Raw genomic sequence first — 22,634 nt, forward strand, 5'->3', positions numbered from 1 at the left:
TAGAATAAATTAATAGGGAATGATTAATATGATGGAATTAGGTTATATAAAAGAAGATATACAAAACATAGCATACGCTATTGAATCTGTGCTAAATATAGATGTTACAATAGTAAACAGCGATTTGATAAGAATAGCTGGGACAGGTATTTATCTTGATAAGATAGGTGAAAGAGTAAATGAGTATTCTGCATTTAAAAAATCATACACAGATCAATCCATCATTTTCATAGACGATCCTCAGAGTAGTGAAATTTGTAAAGAGTGTTGTGGAAACGAAAAGTGTATGGAGTTTGCAGAGGTTTGTTGCCCTATTGTATACGAAGATAAATCTTATGGGGTAATTGGGCTTATAGCATTTACCGAAGATCAGGCACATGTAATTAAAGATAAAGAAAACGATCTGATTAATTTCTTAGGTAAGATGGCAGATCTAATATCGAGCAAATTAAAAGCTCATATAAAGACTTATGAACTAGATTTAGAAAAAAAGAAACTAGAAACTCTATTTGATAATATGGACAAGGCTGTCGTATCGATTGATGTAAATGGAAAAATAGATAAATACAACTCTAAATTTATGCAAGTATTCAATCTTAAAGGTGAAATGGCAGGTAAGAATATATTTCGAGAGCTTGAGTTTATAAATAGACCTTCTATTGAAAACTTTAATAAGAATAAGTCTTGTAGTTTTTTCTACAGAAGGAACGGTCATGATTCAAAAGGACTCTACAATATGAATAAAATAGAGCTTCAAGGTAAATTGAAAGGCTATGTAATAGACTTTATAGATAAAAAAGATGCTATCAAAAACTACAATAAAATGAATAAGGATTACAGAATAAAACTTGAGAATATAATAGGAAACAGCAGAGCGATTATGAAGTCTAAAGAAGAGGCTTCTATGGCTTCGAAATCAGCTTCTACAGTTTTAATAACAGGAGAAAGTGGTACAGGTAAAGAGCTTTTTGCTAGAGCTATACACAACCACAGCAACAGAGTTGATAATCCATTTATAACTGTAAACTGTGCGGCTATACCAGATAATTTACTTGAGAGTGAATTATTTGGATACGAGGAAGGTGCTTTTACAGGTGCAAAAAAGGGTGGTAAAATAGGTACATTTGAACTCGCTCATAAAGGTAGCATATTTCTTGATGAAATAGGTGATATGAGTCTTCATTTGCAGGCAAAGCTACTTAGAGTTCTCCAAGAAAAGGAGCTAAACAAACTTGGAGGCAAATCCCATATATATGTAGATGTAAGAATAATTGCAGCTACAAATAAAGATTTAGAAAAAATGGTAGCAGAGGGGACGTTTAGAGAAGATCTATTCTATAGATTAAATGTAATCCCTATAAAACTTCCGAGCCTCAGAGAGCGAAAAGAGGATATTCCACAGATTATAGACTACATGATAAAGGAATACTCTAAGAAGCTAGAAAAAGAAGTTGTAGGCATAGAAGAGAGGGTTGTAGATACTATGATTAATTATAGATGGCCCGGAAATATAAGGGAGCTACAAAATATTATAGAGTACAGTGTAAATATGTCTTCTACACCAATAATAACTACAAATGTAATACCACAAAAGGTTAAAAATATACATGTAACTCTAGGAGAAGATGAAAATATTGTTAAACTTGATGAATTAGAGAGAAGAGAGATAATAAAAGCTTTAAATAAATACAAAGACTACAAAAAAGATAAAGATCTAGCGGCCAAGTCTTTAGGAATATCTAGATCGACTCTTTATAGAAAACTTGAAAAATATGAAATAATCCCAAATTGACATAGAATCTCATTTTGGGATTATTTTGTTTCTTTTTGAATATGTTTTTTATATGAATAATTGTGTCATAGATATAATTTGTATCAAAATATTGGTATTACTCGTGTATAAAAAATATGGAAACGATTTTATTTTGGCATGGTTTTTGCTCTTATAATAAGGTATAAAATTATAATTATATTTTAGGAGGAAACATTATGAGAGATATAAGAGCAGAATTAATTGATATATTAAAAGCAGAAGTTAAACCGGCAGTTGGATGTACGGAGCCAGTTGCACTTGCACTTGCTTGTGCAAAAGCTAAAGAATTACTAGGTGAAGAAGTATTAGAAAACGAAATGTCTGTTAGCCCAAACATCTACAAAAACGGTATGGGTGTTGGTATACCAGGATCTAAGAGAGCAGGTCTTAAAATAGCTGCAGCTATGGGAATTATTGGCGGGCATTCTGAAAATGGATTAAGCGTGCTTGAAACTTTAACAACTGAAGAAGTTGAAGAGAGTGAAAAATACATGGACAACAATGCTATCTCAATATCTCCAGCTGATACTAAGGAAAAAGTACTTATAGAGGTTAATCTTAAAGGTAAAGACCATACTGCAAAAGTAATAATAAGAACAAAACACGATAACTTTACGTATTTAGAGAGGGATGGAGAAGCTTTACTAAACAATGAAGTAGATCATAATGCTTCAGAAACTTCATCTGTTACTGAAGAAAAACTTATGGATACTGTGACAATAAAAGAGCTTATAGAAAATATTGAGAACATGAACTTTAAAGATATAGAATTCCTACTTGATGGAGTTAAAATGAACGAAGAAATGGCGAGCTTAGGTCTAGATCAAAAAATTGGTATAGGCGTTGGATACGGAATCAAGAAATCTATAGAAGATGGACTTTTAACAGACGATCTAATTAACCATGCAATGATGCTTACAGCAGGTGCGTCAGATGCCAGAATGGCTGGAATAAAGATGCCTGTTATGAGTTCTAATGGAAGTGGGAACCATGGGCTTACAGCAATACTTCCGATAGTCGCTTACAACGATAAATTTCCACAAACTGAAGAAAAATTAGCTAGAGCTTTAGCTATATCTCATTTAGTTACTGGGTTTATTAAAAACTTTACAGGAAGATTATCAGCTGTTTGCGGATGTGGTGTTGCAGCGTCAACAGGTGCTACAGCAGGATTATCTTGGTTGATGGATTCTACTCAAGAGCAAATAGAAGGTGCTATACAGAATATGATAGCAGACTTAAGTGGAATGATCTGTGATGGAGCAAAACCTGGTTGTGCTCTTAAATTATCATCAGCTGCTTCAGCTGCTATGCAAAGTGCTATTATTGCTAAGCAAGATTGTTTAGTTCCTTCTCAAAATGGTATAGTGGGTAGTACTGTCGAGGAGAGTATAAGAAATTTAGGTAGAGTAAGTGATAAGGGAATGTCTGTTACAGATGAAGTGATACTAAATGTAATGGATGATATGAATAAAGTTAAGTAAATGGTTGTAAAAAACGGGAGGATATCTCGCATACAAAGAACCCGTGTAGTGCATGTTAGACAAAGAGCGTCTAAGAATGCAATGCAATACACGGGTTTCTTTATATGCAAGATATCCTCCCGTTTTTTACTTCCATGACTTAGGGTCGGGAAGCTCAAGACCCAAGAGCTAGGCGAAGAGCCCAAAATCGATGTGTTAATCTAATTGTAGAGTTTTAGAAGTTCAAAATCAAGAGAATTTGAACCTAAAACTCTTGAATTTAAGTTAAAATGTTGTGTGCAAAGTTTATATAAAGTCGTATAATGTATTTGTATGTAATTTATATAACATTACAATTTTATTATATGTTTCATGTGTTACGAAACAATTTGGAGGTATTTTTATGTTATTGCTTAGCAAGGAAGATATTAAGAGTATTTTTACTATGAAAGATGCTATTGAGGCTGATAAAGAGGCTTTTAGGATTTTTACTGAAAAGAAAAGTGTTGTTCCGCTTAGAACAAATATTCCTGCGCCTAAACATGAGGGAAGTTTGTTGTTTATGCCGGGGTATATTGAAGATATAGATTGTGCTGGAGTTAAGATTGTTTCTGTTTTCCCTAAAAATGTTGAGAAGGGAATTCCCTCTACTCCAGCGACTGTTCTGCTTCTTGACGGGACGACTGGTGAGGTTTGTTCTATTTTAGATGGAACTTATGTTACTCAAATTCGTACAGGTGCTGCTTCTGGAGCTGCGTTTGATGTTTTAGCGAGGGAGGATGCTAAAATAGGTGCTTTGATCGGTACTGGTGGACAGGCTGAGTCTCAGTTGGAGGCTATGATAGCGGCTAGAGATTTGGACGAGGTTAGAATTTTTAATAGAAGTTTAAAAAAAGCTCAAGCTTTTGTAGATTTGATGGATAAGGAGCTGGCTAGTTATGATACTAAGTTTCTTGCAGTTGATAATTCAGATGTTGCTGTAGATGGTGCGGATATGATTATAACTGTTACGAATTCGAATACGCCGGTTTTTGATGGGAGTAAGGTTAAGAAAGGTGCCACTATAAGTGGTGTTGGTTCTTATCAACCTAATATGCAGGAAATTGATCCGACTACGCTTACAAGAGCTAGTAAGATTTTCTTTGATTCTGAGGAAGCTGTTTTGGCTGAGGCTGGGGATTTTATAAAACCTCTTGAGGCTGGAATTATTTCTAAGGGTGATTTTACTGGTGAGCTTGGCAGTGTTATTAATGGCAGTTTGGTGGGAAGAGAGAATGACGATGAGATAATTGTGTTTAAGTCTGTTGGAATTTCTGTGCAAGATGTTGTTACTGCTAAGATGATTTATGATAAAGCTTTGGAACTTAGTGTAGGAACTGAGTGGTAGATTGTTATAAAGGTGTCAATACCGTTAAGATATGACACCTTTCGATTTTACATTAAAATTTTCCCCATTATGACTAAATCTTTAAAATCTTCAAATTCATTTTTTTTATAAAATTTAAACGATGGAAATTCGATTTCTGTATTTAGAATTATTCCATTTAATCCTTCTTTTTTTATATCTATTTCAATATTTTTTATAAACTCACTTCCAATACCTTTACCTTGCAAGCTATGATTTATACAAAATTCATCTATATAGTATTCAAAACCTTTTATCCAAGGTTTTTTCATACCAATGCTTAACCCTTGGATTTTATTATCAATTATAGCAACATATCCCAAAAAATAATTATTGTTAAAATGGTTCCTAAAAAAAGATACTACTTGATCTTTTGATTCATAAGTGTCATTCCAAAGCTCCTTTGAAAATGTGGACATAAATAAGTCAACACAATCATTTATCATATATTTTTCTATTCTTTTTATTATCATATATTACAAACCTCCTATTTACTCAATATACTCTCATTCTAAACTATCCTTAAAATCCAATTACAGGTTAAATTTATATATGTATGAAATTTGATATTACCATGTACTATGCATATTATCAACAAATATACATTTTTAAACGTTAATCATATCATAACTAAAAAATTTAATGTTATACTATTTATGCTTTGAAAAATTTAAAAAATGTAATAGGAGTGAATCGTTATATTAATTGGTGTTACAGCAAAAAATAATACTTTAAAATTTATTACTTTAGATGAAATTCAACAATATCAATGGGCAAATGTTTATCCATTTAAAGAATTAGAATATTTTAGATAAATTATAGTTAAAGGAGGTGATTATATGGAATTAAAACAAATTACAGATAGGATTTATTATATGGAATTTATGGAGGATACCGACAGACCTGTAATTAGCTATATAAAGGGAGAGAAGTATACTCTAGCTATAGATTCAGGCAATTCTAAAAAGCATGTAGAGCAGTTTTATTGTTTATTAAATAAATCAGGTTTATCTAAGCCTGATTATACAGTAATTACACACTACCATTGGGACCACACATTTGGAATGGATGCTATTTCAGGAAAATCAATCGTTTGTGATAAGACTAATACTAAGCTAGTTGAAATGAAAAAGTGGTCTTGGACTGAAGATGATATGAATAATCGAATTGAAAAGGGGATTGATATCGAGTTTTGTAAAAATAACATTATTAAAGAATATGATTGTCTTAATGAAATTAAAGTAGTTACAGGTGATATTGTTTTTAAAAATGAATTAGTTGTTGACTTAGGTGGGGTTAACTGCTTTATAAAACACATACAATCATCTCATACAGATGATGCTGTTATAGTATATGTTCCGAGTGAAAAAATTGTATTCGTAGGTGATGCTGATTGTGGAGATTACAATAATTTGAATGGTAGATTTGATAAATTGAAATTGAAATCTTATATTGAATTCATTAAAGTGCTTGAATTTGATAAATACGTTATAGGTCATGGTAAAATGGAGTCTAAGGAAACTGCAATTAGATATTTATACGAACAACTATCAAAAATTAACTAAATTCAATAATTACAAAATATGATGACAAATGGGGTGATATAGATAGTAGTGGCAAGTATATCATAAAATCAAATATCAAATATAAATATATTTATTGTAATATATATTCGGCAAAAATTGAAAAATGCAGACCTAGTTTCAAGTTACCAAGGCATGGTTTATGTATTCAAGCGGAGCCATGCCTTGAAGCTTTTTTGTACATGTTTCGTTTAGGATGATAAAATAAATTTTTGCAGGGTTTGATTTTATCATCCTTACTATATATACAAGATATCCTATATTTTTTACTTTAGTCTATATTTAAGACGTCTTTCATTTCGTATAGCCCGTCAGTTTTGCTTTGAAGATATTCTGCGGCTACTAGTGCACCTTTTGCGAATATTACGTCTGATTGTGCTTGATGCTTGAGTGTTATGACTTCGCTGTCTCCTGCAAATATTACGTCGTGGTCGCTGACTATCGACCCTCCTCTTATTGAGTGGATTCCGATTTCTCCTTTGTTTCTCTTTGCGTCTCTTCCTTGTCTTCCAAATGTGTTGTATTTTTCTGTGTCTAGTTCTTCTATTGCGCTTGCTAACATTAGTGCAGTTCCGCTCGGTGCGTCTTCTTTCCTTTTATGGTGCTTGTCTATTATTTCTATGTCAAAATTTTTTAATAGTTTTGCTGATTTTCTTACTAGGTCTATAAATATGTTGACTCCTAATGACGTGTTTGATGATAATAGTATAGCTATTTTTTTTGACGCACTATCTATTTTTTCTAAATCTGTTTGGGAATATCCTGTTGTGGCTAGTACTATAGGTGTTTTATTTGCCAAAGCATATTTTAGTATTGAATCTAGGTTTGCTGGATGTGAGAAGTCTATTATTACGTCACATTTTTCGTCTACATCGTCCATGGTTTTGTATAGTTTGTTTTTTCCGTCATATGATCCGCTTTTTAGTGATTTTGAAACTCCGCAAATTAGATCTAAATTTTCGTCTTCGTCAATACATTTTGTAAGTATCGATCCATTTGTTCCATTGTATCCACTTACTATTATTTTTAACATGCTTTCCTCCTATTGATTGTATAAATTAATCCTTTTAATCAGTCTGATTGTCAATCTACCACAAGTTTAGCACAAGTAGATGTATCTATAAAGTATCTAAAAGTAAAATAACAGAATCTTTCAAAATTTATAGTTGTTTACTTTAATATAGATTATAGTTGTATGCTTATTTAGACATATAAAAAGATCTAGAACTCATGCGATATGAATTCTAGATCTTTTTGGTCTTTGTTATGTTTAATTATTAATTAATCTAAGTTTCTTAGGTCATCCATAAGTTTAGTTTTGTCTTCAGTTTTTTCATCTTTCATCTTTATAACTTTTGCAGGTGATCCAGCTACAACAGATCCGGCTTCTACATCTGAAGTTACTACTGAACCAGCAGCTACAACAGCGCCTTTACCTATTCTAACCCCTTCAAGTATTACTGCGTTAGCTCCTATCATTACTCCATCTTCTACAATTACAGGTGTTGCTGAAGGTGGCTCTAATACTCCTGCTACGACAGCTCCAGCACCTAGATGAACGTTTTTACCAAGTGTTCCTCTAGCTCCTATTACTGCATTCATGTCTACCATAGTACCTTCTCCAATTGAAGCTCCTATGTTTATTACAGCTCCCATCATTACAACAGCATTTTTTTCTATAGTTACCATGTCTCTTATTATAGCTCCTGGTTCTATTCTTGCATGCTCGTGTAATGTATTTTTAAGCGGTATTGCTGAGTTTCTTCTGTCAAATTCTATGTGCATATCATTTTCTGAAACATTGTATTTGTTTAGAGCGGCCATTATTTTATCGTAGTCTCCAATAAATACATAAGAACCGTCGTTTCCAAATACTTTGAAATCATCGCTTGCAACTTTCTCTACTGAAGTTGAATTCACATAGATTTTAACAGGTGTTTTTTTCTCTACTTCTTTGATGTATCTTGCTATTTCGTAAGCGTCATTTAAATTTACCATTAGTTTTTCTCCTTGTTTTTTATAGACTTAACATGTCATCCATATTGTACAGTCCTGGTTTTTGATCAACTAAGAATTTGCTGCGGCTATTGATCCGTTTGCAAAAATTCTACGTGACTCTGATTGGTGAGTTATTGTAAGAACTTCGCTGTCTCCGGCAAATATTGCATCGTGTTCTCCAACTATTGTTCCACCTCTTATTGCGTGTATACCAACTTCGTTTGGTTGTCTCTTAGCATCTCTACCATGTCTGCCGTATGTAAACTCGGCGTCAGATAATACTTCTTTTATTCCTTCTGCAATCATTACAGCAGTTCCACTTGGTGCGTCGACTTTTCTGTTGTGGTGTTTTTCTACTACTTCTATATCAAATCCTTTTAATAGCTTTGTTGCTTCTTTTACTAATTTCAACATTATATTTACACCAATGGCCATGTTGTAAGATCTGAATACTGGAATATCTTTAGAAGCTTCTGTTATTTTATTGTTCTCATCTTCATTGTATCCAGTTGTAGCTACTACTAAAGGAGTTTTTGTTTTTAATGCATAAGATAATATGTTATCCAAATTTGTAGGGTGAGAGAAGTCGATTACAACATCAGCACTCTCAGTTATTTGAGACATATCATCGTATATTTTAAGTCCACCTTCTTGGCTTGACATACCTCTAGCTGAAACGCAAGCGAGCTCTAATGTTTCGTCTTCTCTTATCGCATCAGCAAGGATTTTACCCATTTTACCGTCATAGCCAGTTGTTATTATCTTTAACATATTTTCCTCCTATGTTACTTTTCTTGATTCTGTATCTTAATACTGTAGATAATCTATAAGCAATTAAACATTAAACAATAAACTTAAATATTATTTTAAAATTTATTATTGAACCGCTAAATTTCTTAAATAATAAATGCTGAATTATGATTTACTGAATTACTTAACCACATTAAATCCAGCGTTTACTAATTCTTGTCTTAATACATCCAGATTTTTTTCTTCCATTTCAGCTAGAGGAAGTCTGAAATCTCCAACTTCATATCCTATTAAGTTAAGAGCTGTTTTTACTGGTACAGGGTTAACTTCTATAAATAGTGATGCTATAAGAGCGTCTAATTTAAGTTGTAATTCTTTTGCACCTTGTACGTCGCCTTCTATAAATTTAGTTACCATGTCGTGAGTTTCTTGAGGGCATATATTTGCAAGAACTGATATAACTCCGTGACCACCTACTGAAAGTAGAGGGACGATAGTATCATCATTTCCTGAGTAAATTGCGAAATCTTCTGGAACTAAGCTAGCTATTTCAGCTACTTGACCTAAATCTCCGCTTGCTTCTTTAACAGCAACTATATTATCTATTTTAGCAAGTTCAGCAACTAAACTTGGGCTTATGTTTACACAAGTTCTTCCAGGTACATTGTACAGTATTATAGGAAGTTTAACGCTGGCAGCTATAGTTTCAAAGTGGCGCTTAAGTCCAGCTTTGTTTGCTTTATTATAGTAAGGAGTTATAACTAATAATCCGTCAACGCCTAGTTTTTCACACTCTTGACTCATAAATACTGAGTGCATTGTGTTGTTTGATCCAGAGCCTGCTATTACTGGAATTCTTTTGTTTACTTTTTCTACAGCGTATTTTACAAGATCTAATTGTTCTTCTGTAGTCATAGTAGTGGCTTCCCCTGTAGTACCACAAACTACTACAGCATCTGTTCCGTTGGCTATTTGGAACTCTAATAATTCACCAAACTTATTGAAGTTTACTTTTCCATCCTCTGTGAACGGTGTTACGATTGCAACTGCAGAACCTTTAAATAACATAATCAATTACCTCCCAATTTTTATATTAAGCATAATTAAATTATACCCTGAATTCTTTTAAATTCAATTTGTTTCTTTACTTAATGAGATTTTTAATTTCACTATACTGCTGCTTAGTTACTTAACATTAATTTTTATTTACACTAAATCGTATTCTATTGCTTTTTCCGCTATTTGTATTGTGTTAGTTGCCGCACCTTTTCTGATATTATCAGCAACTACCCATAAGTTAACTCCGTTGTCTATACTGAAGTCCCTTCTTATTCTTCCTACGAATACTTCGTCGCTTCCATCTACTTCAAATGCAGTTGGATATTCGTTGTTTTCAGGATTGTCTACCAATACAACTCCTGGAGCAGAATTTAAACTGCTTACTAAATCGCTTAATTCAAAGCTGTTTTCAAATTCTACGTTTATAGATTCACTATGACCGTTTTTTACAGGAACTCTTACTGTAGTAGCAGTAACTTTAAGATCGAAGTTGTTTAATATTTTCATAGTTTCGTTTATCATTTTTAACTCTTCTTTTGTATATCCATTCTCTGTAAATGAATCAATGTGAGGTAGACAGTTGTAAGAAATTTGATGTGGGTAGAATCCTGTAGGATTTCCTTCCATTCCTTTTTCTAAGTCTTCAACTCCCTTTACTCCAGATCCAGAAACGGCTTGATAAGTAGAGTAGATAACTCTCTTTATTTTGTACTTATCATCTAGTGGTTTTAGTGGAACTAATGCTTGTATAGTAGAGCAATTTGGATTAGCTATGATACCTTTATGGTTTTTTATAGCTTCTGGGTTTACCTCTGGAATAACTAGAGGAACATCTGGGTCCATTCTCCAGTGGCTTGAGTTGTCTATAACTAAGACACCGTTTGAGCTCGCAATAGGAGCAAACTTCTCGCTTATTGTTCCTCCTGCAGAGAATAAAGCTATCTGAATTCCTCTATTTGTAAAAGAGTCTTGAGTAAGTTCTTCTACAGTATATTCTTTTCCTGCGTAATTTACCTTAGATCCAGCTGATTTCGCAGAAGAAAATAAAAATAAATTATTTATAGGGAAATTTCTTTCTTCTAATACTTTTAAAAATGTTCTTCCAACCATTCCTGTTGCGCCGACAATTGCTAAATTAACTTTTTTCATACAATCCACCTCATTGCTAATATTTATATTTATAAACCTATTTTGTTTGTAGTTCTTTAAACTCGCTTTACTATATTATATGAATAACATTTTGCTATGTAAATTGCGATTAATGCCAAAAACATTGTAAAATATGCCTTAAATATCCTCTTTGAACACAATATCTATATTATAGTAAAATTAAATTTCAAACAAAAAAACGTACAAAGGTATACTTTGTACGTGATTATTTTAATTCAAAGTAAACCCTGTAGCTCACCACTTTAAAAAAGCGACAGTATTACATATTTTATATGCAATCCCAGAAAGTACCTTTGCACAGTACTATCTTCGGCCACAACCCCTTTCCTCAATGATCAAAACTTGCCAGCTCCTATTGAATAGTCTTAGTTGAAGCACCTCTACCCTAGGTTATAGGTTATTTAATTATATTAATGATAATACATAAATTAGATAAAATCAACTTAATATTCGAAATTATTATTCAATATTACTAAATATATTAAAATAAAGAGATAAAAATCAGCTATTTTTTATATTGAGACTTTATAAATAGATGTTAATTTTAGATTTTTGGGGTATAAATCATATGTAATATATGGAACTTTTTTAATAAATACTAATTTTAACAATAATTAGTTTTTTATTATAATTATTATGTATTGATTGTTTAAATTATGTATAATATAATTAGATGTCAAAATGAAAAGATTATTATTATAAAATGTAAATTTAGATGTAAAAATCAATTAAAATATTGGGAGGTAAATAATGGATAGTTTAAAAGAATTATTCAAGATAGGAAATGGTCCATCGAGTTCACATACAATGGGACCTCAAAGAGCATCGGAGAGATTTAAAAATGATAATCCAGATGCTGAAAGCTTTAGAGTTCATTTATATGGTAGTTTAGCGGCTACAGGCAAAGGACATTTGACTGATTATATAATCGAGAAAACGATAGCCCCAAAAAAAGTTGAGATCATTTGGAAGGAAGAAGAAGTACAAGAATTCCACCCAAACGGAATGATGCTTGAAGCTTTAGATAAAGACGGAAAAGTTACTGCAGATTGGACTGTTTACTCTGTAGGTGGAGGAACTTTAGCTGAAGAAGGTCAAAGAAATAGCAAAGCTAACAGTGTGTATTCTTTAGAGACTATGGACGATCTTATTAAATGGTGCGAAGAAAACAATAAAACTTTAGTTGATTATGTAGTGGAAAACGATAGTCACGATATTCTTGAGTATTTAGATAAGATTAGAGAAGCTATGAAAAATGCAGTTAAAGAAGGTTTAAGTACTGATGAAGTGATTCCAGGAAAACTTAGCCTAAAGAGAAGAGCAGGCGACTTCTACAAAAAATATCAAGAAGATAAAGAATTCTCGACTTTAGTGTATGCGTATGCCTTAGCAGCATCTGAGCAGAATGCATCTGGAAATATAATAGTAACCGCACCTACTTGCGGTGCAGCAGGGGTTATCCCGGGAATATTATTTGCAATGCAAGATCATTATGGATACGATGACAAAAAGTTAGTTGAAGCTCTTTGTGTTGCAGGTATGTTAGGTAATATAATAAAGACTAACGCATCAATTTCTGGAGCTGAGGTTGGTTGTCAAGGTGAAGTTGGAGCGGCCTGTTCTATGGCTGCTGGAGCAGTGGCATACTTAAAAGGCGGAGATGTAAGACATATTGAATATGCAGCGGAAATTGGACTTGAGCATCACTTAGGAATGACATGTGACCCAGTATATGGATATGTTCAAATACCATGTATAGAGAGAAATGCTATGGCTGCAAAGAGAGCGTACGATGCAGCGGACTACTCTTTATTAACTGATGGACATCATTCAATAACTTTAGACCAAGTTGTTGAAACTATGAAAGAAACTGGTATAGATATGATGGATAAATACAAAGAAACAGCTAAGGGTGGACTTGCAAAGCATTTCTTCTCTTGCTAAGAAATAAGAAATTTATTTATTAAATAAGAAAGGCTGATTAAATTAACGATCGTTAATTTCATCAGCCTTTTATAATTCATTTATAAATTCAGTGTTCTATAACATAAACTACGACTTATAGCTTAAATTAATAAGAAGAGTACTGTTTTAAAAAGTTTCCATTATATTTACTATAAAATTTCCTTGACATTTGAAAAAACCAAAAGCAGTGCTCCTGCTGATGTAAAACAGAACATTGTTATATGTACTAAAACGCTTATATCGATTTCTTCAAAACATATAAAAAAGTATGCATTAAACCAAAGCATATATCAAATATTTTAATTGTTGAAGAGATTAGTACATTAAAGTCTATAAATTGTAGATTATGTTTTATAGTATGTTATAAAAGGTGTAAAGACTTATAAGCATGTAATTTTAAAATAGTATTAAAAAAGCTTTTATGATAAAATCAGTATAAATAAATTTTTAATAATAAAGAGAAATAAGTTTCTAATAAACATAAGAAATATGAGTTATAAATATAAAAAAATTAATATATAGACTAGGTTGGGAGGGTAAAATATGGGAGAGAAAAATGAATTTTTTGAACAGATGTTGGAACATAGAAGAACTTTAAACAAGATTCCGGAGCTTGGAAGAAATGAGTTTGAGACTTCAAAATACATAAAAAATCACCTTGATAATCTAGGGGTCGAATACGATACTGTTCTAGAAACAGGTGTAGTAGGAATTATAAAAGGGAAAAATCCTAAAAAAACTCTAGCTTTTAGAGCAGATATAGATGCTCTTTGTAGTGATGAGGGTCCAAAACATCTATGTGGCCACGATGGACACACATCGATTCTATTAGGTCTGATAAAATATGTGATAAATAATATAGAAAGCCTAAACGACAATATAGTATTTATATTTCAACCAGCAGAAGAAGGACCTGGTGGAGCGGAAGATATTATTAAAGCAGGTGTATTTAAAAAGTACAATGTAGATGAAGTATTTGGACTACATATATATCCTGAAATACCAGAGGGATATGTAGGAGTAAGACCTGGATATTTTCTAGCTCAAATTGGAGATCTAAATATAGATATAACTTCAAAGAGCGGGCATGGGGCAATGCCACAAACTAGTGTGGATGGAATTGTTATTGCAGGAAACTTTGTAAATGCAATTCAAAGTATAGTTTCTAGAAATCTCAGTCCTATAGAAAATGCAGTCCTTACTATTGGGTGCATCAATGGGGGATCTAGAAGAAATATAATTGCAGGAAATATTAGATTGGAAGGGACTATTAGGACCTTTAAGCCAGAAGTATACAACACAATGAAGGAAAGACTTAGAAAAATCGCGGCAGGTTTTGAAGTTTCGTACGACTGTAAGATTGATGTGGAGATTATAGACGACTACGGAGCGGTAAACAATGACAAAAATCTTTTTAATGAATTTGTAGAAGCTATAGGTAAAGAAAATGTCATTGAGTTGGACCCGCTGATGATCTCAGAAGATTTCTCATACTATCAAAAAGAGGTTCCAGGACTATTCTTTATGCTAGGAGCTAGAAATGAAGAAAAGGGATATGTAAACAGCCTTCACAATATTAACTTTAATTTCGACGAGAAGATCTTAATGAATGCGATAGAAACATACAAAAAACTACTTAAATTTAAAAAATCTATAGATTAAAAAATATCCCCTTATATTTTTGTATAAAAATCACTTATATGACAAAAATAAAGATATAAGGGGTGGTTTTAATGAACGATAATAATAATAAAAAACACTTAGATGAAAATAACGATAAAATTGAAGATTATAAAAATGTAAATAATAGAAAATTAGATATAAATGAAGAAGATAGATCGGTTTACAAAAAAACTAAGATTGTTAATGGAAAAAATACCAAGATAATCACTAACAATGACTTTATGAAATACGAGATAGCTTCTGAATTAGGGCTTCTAGATAAAGTAAAAGAATACGGTTGGGCTGAGTTGACAGCTAAAGAAGCTGGTCAAATCGGCGGTATATTAACATCCAGAAACAGGAAGAGGAAAAAAGAGGAGCAAAGATAAAATGGAGCAATACACTGAGTTCGCTTTTGTATACGATGAACTTATGGATGAGGTCGACTATGATGATTGGGTTAAATACCTTGAAGATATTATAGATAAGGAAGATGTAAAGATTAAAAATATACTTGAGCTTGCATGTGGTACTGGAAATATAACTATACCGCTTGCAAAAAAAGATTATGATATAGCGGGTATAGATATATCGTATGAAATGCTAAGCGTTGCGAGAGAAAAGGCAGAAAAAGAAGGTATAGAGCTTGTTTTATTAGAGCAAGATATAACGGAATTGGATTTTGAAATAGATAACCTCGATTGTGTTTTATGTGCATGTGACGGGTTTAACTATATAATAGATGATGAAGATCTCAAAAGTGTATTTGAAAAGACTTATGATCTTTTAAAAGACGGTGGGTTATTTCTATTCGATATAAGCTCTTACTATAAATTATCTCAAGTTCTGGGAAACAATATGTACGGAGAAAATAGAGAAGACGTAACTTATATGTGGCAAAATTTCTTTTTCGAGGAAGATAACACACTAGATATGGAGTTAGCTTTCTTTATAAAAGATGAAGGTGGTAAATTCGATAAATTTGAAGAAGAACATAGACAAAGAGCGTATACAAAAGAAGAAATTGTAGGGATGTTAAACGAATCGGGGTTTGACAATATAAAGGTTTATGGTGATTTTACCTTTGAAGAGCCTAAAAGTACTTCTCAAAGAATATTTTTTGTGTGTAAGAAATGATTTGAATAAAATATCAAAAAGTAAAATTGATAATAATTTTAAAAAAGCAATAAAATTAAAGAATAAATTAAAGCAAAATTAGTGAAAATAATAAAGCTGTGATATTTGGAGGAAATTAGATGAAAGATTATATACTTAGAGCAATTGCTGGAGATGGTCAGGTTAGAGCATTTGTAGCAGATACTACAAATATGGTCGAAAAAGCGAGAGGTTTACACAAGACTACAAAAGTAGCAACTGCTGCTCTTGGAAGAACGCTTACGGCGACTTCTATTATGGGTCTGATGATGAAGAATGATGGGGACAAATTAACAGTAATAATAAAGGGTGGAGGGCCGATTGGAAGTATATTGGTTACTTCAAACTCTAGAGGAACTGTAAAGGGATATGTGTCAAATCCCGATGTTGTAGTGGAAGATTACCCAAATGGAAAACTAAATGTTGCGGGGGCAGTAGGTAAAGATGGCGTTATAAGAGTAATAAAAGATTTTGGTTTAAAAGAACCTTATAATGGAGCTTATCCTATAGCTAGTGGAGAAATAGCTCAAGACTTTACAAATTACTTTGCTATGTCTGAGCAAACTCCTTCAGTAGTTTCGCTTGGTGTCTACACTAGAGAAGATGAAGTTGAATATGCTGGAGGATTTATAGTACAGCTTATGCCAGATGCAACTGAGGAAGTCATAAGTCAGTTGGAGAAAAACATATCTGAGATTCCTTCTATAACAGATATGTTGAAATCTGGAGATAAGCCAGAAGATATGCTGGAAAAAGTACTATCAGGATTAAATCCAAAGGTTCTAGATTCTTGTGATGTTTCATTTGAGTGCGATTGTTCAAAGGAAAGAATGGCTGAAGCTCTTATTTCTATAGGAAAAAATAGTTTGATAGAACTATTAGAAGAGGATAAGCAGGCGGAAGTCGGATGTCAATTTTGCAATCAAAAGTATAAATTTTCAGATGAAGAGTTACAAGATCTAATTGATTCAATTTAACGAATAAGGTTGAGCGATTTTATCAATTTGATTTAGTATAGTGATAAGTTAGTAAAATTATCAAAAAAAAATTCTCGTTATGATAAAATTCTCATAATGATAAGCAAGAAAGTGCCGTTTACTTTGTTAAAAAAAGTTTTATTATGTAGAATTGTAGCTAGATGTATTAGTTTTACATTAAGAATAGAATTAATAAAAAAATAAAGTGAAAAGAAAAAAGTGGCATGAAAATTGCTTTTTAAAATATGAAAGAGCATTAATAAATCATTAACAACGAAGTTATATGATTTAATTAGATAAAGAAGGGTTTATTAGTGTTTAGAATCGTGTTCTAAGAACATGATCAATACTTAACTTAGCAGGAGGTGACGTAAATGTCAAAAAAAGTAATTTCTACAGAGAAAGCTCCGGGAGCAATAGGACCATACTCACAAGCTATACAAATTGGAAACATAGTTTCTACATCGGGACAACTTCCAATAGATATGGCAACGGGAGAATTAATGACTGATCCTAAGTTAGCTACTAAAGCATCTTTAGATAACGTTAAAGCGATATTAGAAGAAGCTGGTACTAGCATGGATAAAGTATTCAAAACTACAGTTTTCGTTAAGGATCTTAAAGATTTTAATGATGTAAATGAAGTTTATGCAACATACTTCAAAGAAAATCCACCAGCAAGATCATGTGTACAAGTTGCACAATTGCCAAAGGATGCTGTTGTTGAAATAGAAGCTTTAGCAACAATATAGTAATAAAAGTTAAGTCTACTAAAAAAAGTTTATATTAAATCTATATATAAAAATCTATCTAAAAACATTTAGCCTTTTTTTTAGCAAAATGAATTCATTTTACTAAATAAAAGGCATTTTTTTATAAAATTTTATTTTATATTGTAAATAAGGCCTTTATTGTTAATAAATTCTTAACCTGTCGTGCTTATATGTGATAAAATATAAGTGGGTACTATATTTAAAATTAAGTTCTTATGGAGGTATGTTGATGGGAAGTAGATTAAAAGAATTCCAACAATATATGATAAAATATACTGAAACTATTGCAAGTGTTTTAGATATAGATATAGAAATTGTCGACGATAGATTGATGAGGATAAGCGGTTCTGGAATCTACAAATCTAAAATAGATGAAAGTGTAGTTACAGAGGGGTATATTTACAATAAAGTCATGGTATCGGGAGAACAGATGACGGTTTTAGATATTTGTGACAGTGACGTATGTGTAGAGTGCGATCATTACCAGACATGTCTAAACAAAGTTATTATTGCTGTTCCGATTAAATATAATGATAATCATACTATTGGTGTAATAGGAGCAATAAGCACTGATGTATATAAGAAAAAAGAAATAAAAAACAAACTAGAGAGTTATACAACGTTTATAAATCATATTTCAGACCTTATATCGATGAAGATGGAGGAGTTTGAAATTAGCGACAATAATGATAAGATGATCACGACACTAAGGGAAATATTGGATCATGTCGAAAAAGGTGTCGTAATTTTAGATAGCAATAGCCATATTTCCTATATAAACAATATAGCTTTGAAAAAATTGGGAATTAACAGTGATGCTTTAGACAAGCTGATTACAATAAAACTGCTTGAAACATTTTCTAATGGAAAAGAATTGGTAGAGTTTAAAATAGGAAAAGAAGTATTCAATATTACATCTAAAAAAATCCACGTATATCCTTATGTGCCAACTTTTGACAGAATACTAGTATTCGATAAGACGTATGCCGCTAAGCAGGGTACAGAGATAAATAGCGGATGGGGATTTAAAAACATAGACTCTATAGTAGGTAGTTCTGAGGCTATTAAGAAAGTTAAACAGAGAACTAAGAGACTTGCTAAGTCTAATTCGTCAGTTCTGATAACTGGTGAAAGTGGGACAGGTAAGGAACTCATAGCCAAGGCGATACACTCTGAAGGAGATAGATGGAACAAACCTTTTATTGCGATAAATTGTGCGGCCATACCGGAAAACTTGCTGGAGAGTGAATTGTTTGGCTACAGTAAAGGTGCATTTAGTGGTGCTAGTAGTAGCGGTAAGGTGGGGAAATTTGAACTTGCGAATGAAGGAGTTATATTCTTGGATGAGATAGGTGACCTGCCTATGCACTTACAGGCTAAACTTTTAAGGGTTCTTCAGGAGAGAAAATTTGCTAGAGTTGGGTCGAATAAACTTATAGACTTAGATATAAGAGTCATAACTGCGACGAATAAAAATCTTTTACATCTTGTTAATGAAGGCGAGTTTAGGGAAGATTTATATTATAGAATAAATGTAATACCGATTAATTTGCCACCGTTGAGAGAAAGAAAAGAAGATATAGCAGATATGATGATGATGTTTGTATCTAAATATTCGGTGGAATTAGACAAGCATCTAAATGAAATTAGAGAGCCCGTTATGGATATGCTTATCAATTACAACTGGCCTGGAAATGTAAGAGAGTTAGAAAACGCTGTAGAGTATATGATGAATTTAGTGGATGATGAGGGCGCGATTTATAAGGATATGCTTCCTGTGGATATTTTAAATTACTACGAAGAAGAAGTGGATCCTATAAATGGAAAAAGTGATGTTTCACTATCTATAACGATTAATTCTTATATAAGTGAGGTATCTGCAGATTTACTAGAAAATGAAGAAAATATAATTAAAATAAAGGATTTAGAGCTTATGTATATAAATAAGTTACTAGACAAGTATGGTAGGGATACTAAGACTAAGAAGCTTCTAGCTAAGAAGCTTGGGATAGGTTTAGCTACTCTTTATAGAAAATTAGAAGACGAATAAATTAATTCTCGTTATGATAATTCTCGAATTGGGAAAATGTTATCATAACGAGAATTTTTTGTATTAAATAATAATCGATAAAGATACAGACAAATCGACAATAATGATAAATGGCTTAGACACTAGATAAAAAATATTTATTTAACAAAAGCGTAGTTGGCATACTAATTGCTATTAAATATAGACGGAAATATAATTTAAATTGTGAAAATCGAAAGGAGAAAAATAAATGAGAGAAATCAAATGGAAAGTAAATACTTTACCAAAGACAGATAACAAAGAACAAATAATAGACTTTTTAAAAGATGCGGAAATAGACAAGGTTAAGAAATTCCACGAAAGTTTCCCACAATATACTAAAACTCCATTAGTGAAACTAGATAATTTAGCTAAAGAATTAGGTGTAGGAGGATTATTCGTTAAAGACGAGTCTTACAGATTTGGTTTAAACGCATTTAAAGTATTAGGTGGATCTTATGCTATGGGTAAATGGATGGCAGATAAATTAGGAAAAGATATATCAGAACTACCTTACGATAAATTAATATCAGATGATACTAGAAAAGAATTAGGAGATGTAACTTTCTACACAGCTACTGATGGTAACCACGGTAGAGGAGTTGCTTGGACTGCAAACAGATTAAAGCAAAAATCAGTAGTCTACATGCCAATAGGATCTACAGAATTTAGACTTAACAAGATCAAAGACGAAGGTGCTGATGCAAGTATAACTGATTTAAACTACGATGACGCTGTTAGATTAGCTACTAAGCATGCTAATGAAACAGGAGGACTAGTAGTTCAAGATACAGCTTGGGAAGGTTACGAAGACATCCCAGCATGGATTATGCAAGGATACGGAACAATGGCTAAAGAAGCTGTTGAACAATTAAAAGAGTACGGTGTAGATAGACCAACTCATGTATTTGTTCAAGCAGGAGTTGGATCATTAGCAGGAGCTGTTCAAGGTTACGTTGCAAACGCTTTTGAGGAGTGCCCTATAACTGTAGTTGTAGAAGCTGACGAAGCAGATTGCTACTACAAATCAGCTGAAGTAAACGACGGAAAAGCAGTGGCTGTTGGTGGAGATATGCCTACAATAATGGCTGGTCTTGCTTGTGGAGAAGTAAACACAATAGGATTTGAAGTACTTAAAAACTATGCTTCAGCATTCGTTTCTGCACCAGACTGGGTAGCTTCTAAAGGTATGAGAACTTTAGGTAACCCATTAAGAGGAGACGAAAAAGTAATATCAGGAGAGTCAGGAGCTGTTACTACAGGATTAGTAGCTGAAATAATGACAAACGACGATATGAAAGACTTAAGAGATGCTCTTAGATTAGATGCTAACTCTAAAGTATTAGTTATAAGTACAGAAGGTGACACTGATCCAGAAATGTACAAAAGCATAGTATGGGATGGAAATTGCCCAAGTGTTCATGGACCTCACGGAAGAAAATAATAAGTTTAGAACTTTTAATTTTAAATGAATAAAAGTTAAAATGATAGAAATATAAAAAGATAACAAGTTTTAAAGACTATAAAATAGAATAGTAAAATTTAAATAAAAAAATTAAATATGAATTGGTTGGAGGAATTGAAATGTTAACTACAGCAAGAGAACAAGAATTAACAGGAGTTTTACAAGATCTTATAAGACAGGCAAGTGATTCAGGGCAAGAAGAAAATGTAGTAAAAGCTATAGAAGCTAACATGGAAAAATTAGGATTTGACAGTTGGTCAAGAGATAGATACGGTAACATAATAGGTTGTATAAAAGGAAATAAACCAGGAAAGAAAATATTATTTGATGGACATATAGATACTGTTCCAGTTCCAGATCCATCTGCTTGGACTCAACCACCATACGAAGGTAAAATAGTTGATGGTAAATTATACGGAAGAGGAACTTCAGACATGAAAGGTCAATTCAGTGCTATGATGACCGCTGTTTCTTACTTCGCAAAAGATACTAATAAAGATTTCGCTGGTGAATTATATGTAGCTGGTGTTGTTCATGAAGAAATATTCGAAGGTGTTTCTGCTAGAGAAATAAGTGCAGCAGTTAAACCTGACTATGTTGTTATAGGTGAATCTTCAGAATTAAACCTTAAAATAGGTCAAAGAGGTAGAGCGGAAGTAGTTGTTGAAACTTTCGGAAAACCAGCTCACTCTGCAAACCCAGAAAAAGGAATAAACGCTGTTTACAAAATGGCTAATGTAATTCAAGCAATTCAAAACTTGACTCCTCCAAACCAAGGTGGATTAGGAGACGGAATATTAGTTCTTACTGATATAAAATCTTCTCCATACCCAGGAGCGTCAGTAGTGCCAGATTATTGTAAAGCTACTTTCGATAGAAGATTACTAGTTGGTGAAACTAGAGAAGGTGTTTTAGCTCCAGTTCAAGAGTTATTAGAAAAAATGATGAAAGAAGATTCAGAGCTAAACGCTAAAGTTTCTTACGCATTCGGAAAAGAACTTTGCTACACAGGAAACACAATAGAGAGTGAAAGATTCTTCCCAGGTTGGTTATACGATGAGAATGATGAGTTCGTTCAAGCTGCTTACAAAGGATTAAAAGAAGCTGGAATAAACCCAGAAATAACTCAATATTCATTCTGTACTAACGGAAGCCACTACGCTGGTGAGGCAGGAATAAGAACTATAGGATTCGGGCCATCAAAAGAAAATCTTGCTCATACTATAGATGAGTATATAGAATTAGAGCAACTTTTCACAGGTGCAAAAGGATACTACGGTATATTAAAATCAGTTTACGGAAAATAAATTCAAACTGACACATTGTAT

The 22,634-nt window shown here is 32.5% G+C and carries 18 protein-coding genes, 1 pseudogene and 1 riboswitch; of the genes and pseudogenes, 13 read left to right on the forward strand and 6 right to left on the reverse strand.

The window, feature by feature from the left end:
- Positions 1–28 precede the first annotated feature (28 nt).
- The 3 genes from T473_RS0109465 (at position 29) to T473_RS0109475 (ending at position 4,663) form a co-directional block, all read left to right on the forward strand.
- Complete coding sequence (locus tag T473_RS0109465) at positions 29–1,792, forward strand: sigma-54 interaction domain-containing protein (protein WP_330369454.1); 1,764 nt, start codon at positions 29–31, stop codon at positions 1,790–1,792.
- A gap of 197 nt (positions 1,793–1,989) precedes the next feature.
- Entirely contained in the window at positions 1,990–3,297 is a 1,308-nt protein-coding gene (locus T473_RS0109470) for an L-cysteine desulfidase family protein (protein ID WP_024621681.1), read from the forward strand.
- A 382-nt stretch (positions 3,298–3,679) separates the two neighbouring features.
- Positions 3,680–4,663 carry an ornithine cyclodeaminase family protein gene (locus T473_RS0109475; RefSeq protein ID WP_024621682.1) on the forward strand — a complete coding sequence of 328 codons (984 nt, stop codon included), beginning with the start codon at positions 3,680–3,682 and terminating at the stop codon, positions 4,661–4,663.
- 47 nt (positions 4,664–4,710) lie between these two features.
- Here the strand turns inward: T473_RS0109475 and T473_RS0109480 are convergent, their stop codons facing one another.
- Complete coding sequence (locus T473_RS0109480) at positions 4,711–5,154, reverse strand: GNAT family N-acetyltransferase (RefSeq protein WP_024621683.1); 444 nt, start codon at positions 5,152–5,154, stop codon at positions 4,711–4,713.
- Positions 5,155–5,520: 366 nt separating this feature from the next.
- Here T473_RS0109480 and T473_RS0109485 point away from each other — a divergent pair, with 366 nt between their 5' ends.
- The gene (locus tag T473_RS0109485) at positions 5,521–6,246 is read left to right on the forward strand and encodes an MBL fold metallo-hydrolase (protein WP_024621684.1); all 726 of its coding nucleotides are present in this window, start codon (positions 5,521–5,523) and stop codon (positions 6,244–6,246) included.
- 289 nt (positions 6,247–6,535) lie between these two features.
- Here the strand turns inward: T473_RS0109485 and dapB (T473_RS0109490) are convergent, their stop codons facing one another.
- The 5 genes and pseudogenes from dapB (T473_RS0109490) to T473_RS0109510 form a co-directional block, all read right to left on the reverse strand.
- Positions 6,536–7,297, reverse strand: coding sequence for a 4-hydroxy-tetrahydrodipicolinate reductase (dapB, locus tag T473_RS0109490; RefSeq protein WP_024621685.1), 762 nt, complete (start codon positions 7,295–7,297; stop codon positions 6,536–6,538).
- A 248-nt stretch (positions 7,298–7,545) separates the two neighbouring features.
- Positions 7,546–8,262: a 2,3,4,5-tetrahydropyridine-2,6-dicarboxylate N-acetyltransferase gene (gene dapD / locus T473_RS0109495; RefSeq protein WP_024621686.1), complete on the reverse strand. Its 717-nt coding sequence runs from the start codon at positions 8,260–8,262 to the stop codon at positions 7,546–7,548.
- Positions 8,263–8,281: 19 nt separating this feature from the next.
- Positions 8,282–9,033: pseudogene (gene dapB / locus T473_RS16595) on the reverse strand (4-hydroxy-tetrahydrodipicolinate reductase).
- A 159-nt stretch (positions 9,034–9,192) separates the two neighbouring features.
- The gene (gene dapA, locus T473_RS0109505; protein ID WP_024621687.1) at positions 9,193–10,080 is read right to left on the reverse strand and encodes a 4-hydroxy-tetrahydrodipicolinate synthase; all 888 of its coding nucleotides are present in this window, start codon (positions 10,078–10,080) and stop codon (positions 9,193–9,195) included.
- A gap of 138 nt (positions 10,081–10,218) precedes the next feature.
- The gene (locus T473_RS0109510) at positions 10,219–11,220 is read right to left on the reverse strand and encodes an aspartate-semialdehyde dehydrogenase (RefSeq protein ID WP_024621688.1); all 1,002 of its coding nucleotides are present in this window, start codon (positions 11,218–11,220) and stop codon (positions 10,219–10,221) included.
- 243 nt (positions 11,221–11,463) lie between these two features.
- Positions 11,464–11,632: riboswitch (Lysine riboswitch) on the reverse strand.
- 359 nt (positions 11,633–11,991) lie between these two features.
- On the opposite strand from T473_RS0109510, the gene T473_RS0109515 reads away from it, so the two are divergent.
- The 9 genes from T473_RS0109515 to T473_RS0109555 all read left to right on the forward strand — a co-directional run bounded on the left by T473_RS0109515 (position 11,992) and on the right by T473_RS0109555 (position 22,613).
- Entirely contained in the window at positions 11,992–13,185 is a 1,194-nt protein-coding gene (locus T473_RS0109515) for an L-serine ammonia-lyase, iron-sulfur-dependent, subunit alpha (protein ID WP_024621689.1), read from the forward strand.
- A gap of 564 nt (positions 13,186–13,749) precedes the next feature.
- A complete protein-coding gene (locus T473_RS0109520) occupies positions 13,750–14,868 on the forward strand; it encodes an N-acetyldiaminopimelate deacetylase (protein ID WP_024621690.1) in 1,119 nt (372 codons plus the stop codon).
- Between the two features lie 71 nt (positions 14,869–14,939).
- Positions 14,940–15,257: a small, acid-soluble spore protein, alpha/beta type gene (locus T473_RS19780; protein ID WP_024621691.1), complete on the forward strand. Its 318-nt coding sequence runs from the start codon at positions 14,940–14,942 to the stop codon at positions 15,255–15,257.
- Between the two features lies 1 nt (position 15,258).
- A complete protein-coding gene (locus tag T473_RS0109530; protein WP_024621692.1) occupies positions 15,259–16,005 on the forward strand; it encodes a class I SAM-dependent DNA methyltransferase in 747 nt (248 codons plus the stop codon).
- A 119-nt stretch (positions 16,006–16,124) separates the two neighbouring features.
- Positions 16,125–17,000 carry an Hsp33 family molecular chaperone HslO gene (gene hslO, locus T473_RS0109535; RefSeq protein ID WP_024621693.1) on the forward strand — a complete coding sequence of 292 codons (876 nt, stop codon included), beginning with the start codon at positions 16,125–16,127 and terminating at the stop codon, positions 16,998–17,000.
- A gap of 374 nt (positions 17,001–17,374) precedes the next feature.
- Positions 17,375–17,752 carry a RidA family protein gene (locus T473_RS0109540; protein ID WP_024621694.1) on the forward strand — a complete coding sequence of 126 codons (378 nt, stop codon included), beginning with the start codon at positions 17,375–17,377 and terminating at the stop codon, positions 17,750–17,752.
- 250 nt (positions 17,753–18,002) lie between these two features.
- On the forward strand, positions 18,003–19,823 hold the full coding sequence (locus T473_RS0109545; protein ID WP_024621695.1) for a sigma-54 interaction domain-containing protein: 1,821 nt from the start codon (positions 18,003–18,005) through the stop codon (positions 19,821–19,823).
- 229 nt (positions 19,824–20,052) lie between these two features.
- Positions 20,053–21,285: a diaminopropionate ammonia-lyase gene (gene dpaL, locus T473_RS0109550; protein ID WP_024621696.1), complete on the forward strand. Its 1,233-nt coding sequence runs from the start codon at positions 20,053–20,055 to the stop codon at positions 21,283–21,285.
- Between the two features lie 140 nt (positions 21,286–21,425).
- Positions 21,426–22,613, forward strand: coding sequence for a YgeY family selenium metabolism-linked hydrolase (locus T473_RS0109555; RefSeq protein ID WP_024621697.1), 1,188 nt, complete (start codon positions 21,426–21,428; stop codon positions 22,611–22,613).
- Positions 22,614–22,634 lie beyond the last annotated feature (21 nt).

Source organism: Clostridioides mangenotii TR (genome assembly GCF_000498755.1).
GTDB lineage: Bacteria > Bacillota > Clostridia > Peptostreptococcales > Peptostreptococcaceae > Metaclostridioides > Metaclostridioides mangenotii_A.

What these genes read in the sequence shown, in the direction of transcription:
- T473_RS0109465 (WP_330369454.1), top strand. Translation starts at nt 29, where the DNA reads ATGATGGAATTAGGTTATATAAAAGAAGATATACAAAACATAGCATAC.
- T473_RS0109470 (WP_024621681.1), top strand. Translation starts at nt 1,990, where the DNA reads ATGAGAGATATAAGAGCAGAATTAATTGATATATTAAAAGCAGAAGTT.
- T473_RS0109475 (WP_024621682.1), top strand. Translation starts at nt 3,680, where the DNA reads ATGTTATTGCTTAGCAAGGAAGATATTAAGAGTATTTTTACTATGAAA.
- T473_RS0109480 (WP_024621683.1), bottom strand. Translation starts at nt 5,154, where the DNA reads ATGATAATAAAAAGAATAGAAAAATATATGATAAATGATTGTGTTGAC.
- T473_RS0109485 (WP_024621684.1), top strand. Translation starts at nt 5,521, where the DNA reads ATGGAATTAAAACAAATTACAGATAGGATTTATTATATGGAATTTATG.
- dapB (WP_024621685.1), bottom strand. Translation starts at nt 7,297, where the DNA reads ATGTTAAAAATAATAGTAAGTGGATACAATGGAACAAATGGATCGATA.
- dapD (WP_024621686.1), bottom strand. Translation starts at nt 8,262, where the DNA reads ATGGTAAATTTAAATGACGCTTACGAAATAGCAAGATACATCAAAGAA.
- dapA (WP_024621687.1), bottom strand. Translation starts at nt 10,080, where the DNA reads ATGTTATTTAAAGGTTCTGCAGTTGCAATCGTAACACCGTTCACAGAG.
- T473_RS0109510 (WP_024621688.1), bottom strand. Translation starts at nt 11,220, where the DNA reads ATGAAAAAAGTTAATTTAGCAATTGTCGGCGCAACAGGAATGGTTGGA.
- T473_RS0109515 (WP_024621689.1), top strand. Translation starts at nt 11,992, where the DNA reads ATGGATAGTTTAAAAGAATTATTCAAGATAGGAAATGGTCCATCGAGT.
- T473_RS0109520 (WP_024621690.1), top strand. Translation starts at nt 13,750, where the DNA reads ATGGGAGAGAAAAATGAATTTTTTGAACAGATGTTGGAACATAGAAGA.
- T473_RS19780 (WP_024621691.1), top strand. Translation starts at nt 14,940, where the DNA reads ATGAACGATAATAATAATAAAAAACACTTAGATGAAAATAACGATAAA.
- T473_RS0109530 (WP_024621692.1), top strand. Translation starts at nt 15,259, where the DNA reads ATGGAGCAATACACTGAGTTCGCTTTTGTATACGATGAACTTATGGAT.
- hslO (WP_024621693.1), top strand. Translation starts at nt 16,125, where the DNA reads ATGAAAGATTATATACTTAGAGCAATTGCTGGAGATGGTCAGGTTAGA.
- T473_RS0109540 (WP_024621694.1), top strand. Translation starts at nt 17,375, where the DNA reads ATGTCAAAAAAAGTAATTTCTACAGAGAAAGCTCCGGGAGCAATAGGA.
- T473_RS0109545 (WP_024621695.1), top strand. Translation starts at nt 18,003, where the DNA reads ATGGGAAGTAGATTAAAAGAATTCCAACAATATATGATAAAATATACT.
- dpaL (WP_024621696.1), top strand. Translation starts at nt 20,053, where the DNA reads ATGAGAGAAATCAAATGGAAAGTAAATACTTTACCAAAGACAGATAAC.
- T473_RS0109555 (WP_024621697.1), top strand. Translation starts at nt 21,426, where the DNA reads ATGTTAACTACAGCAAGAGAACAAGAATTAACAGGAGTTTTACAAGAT.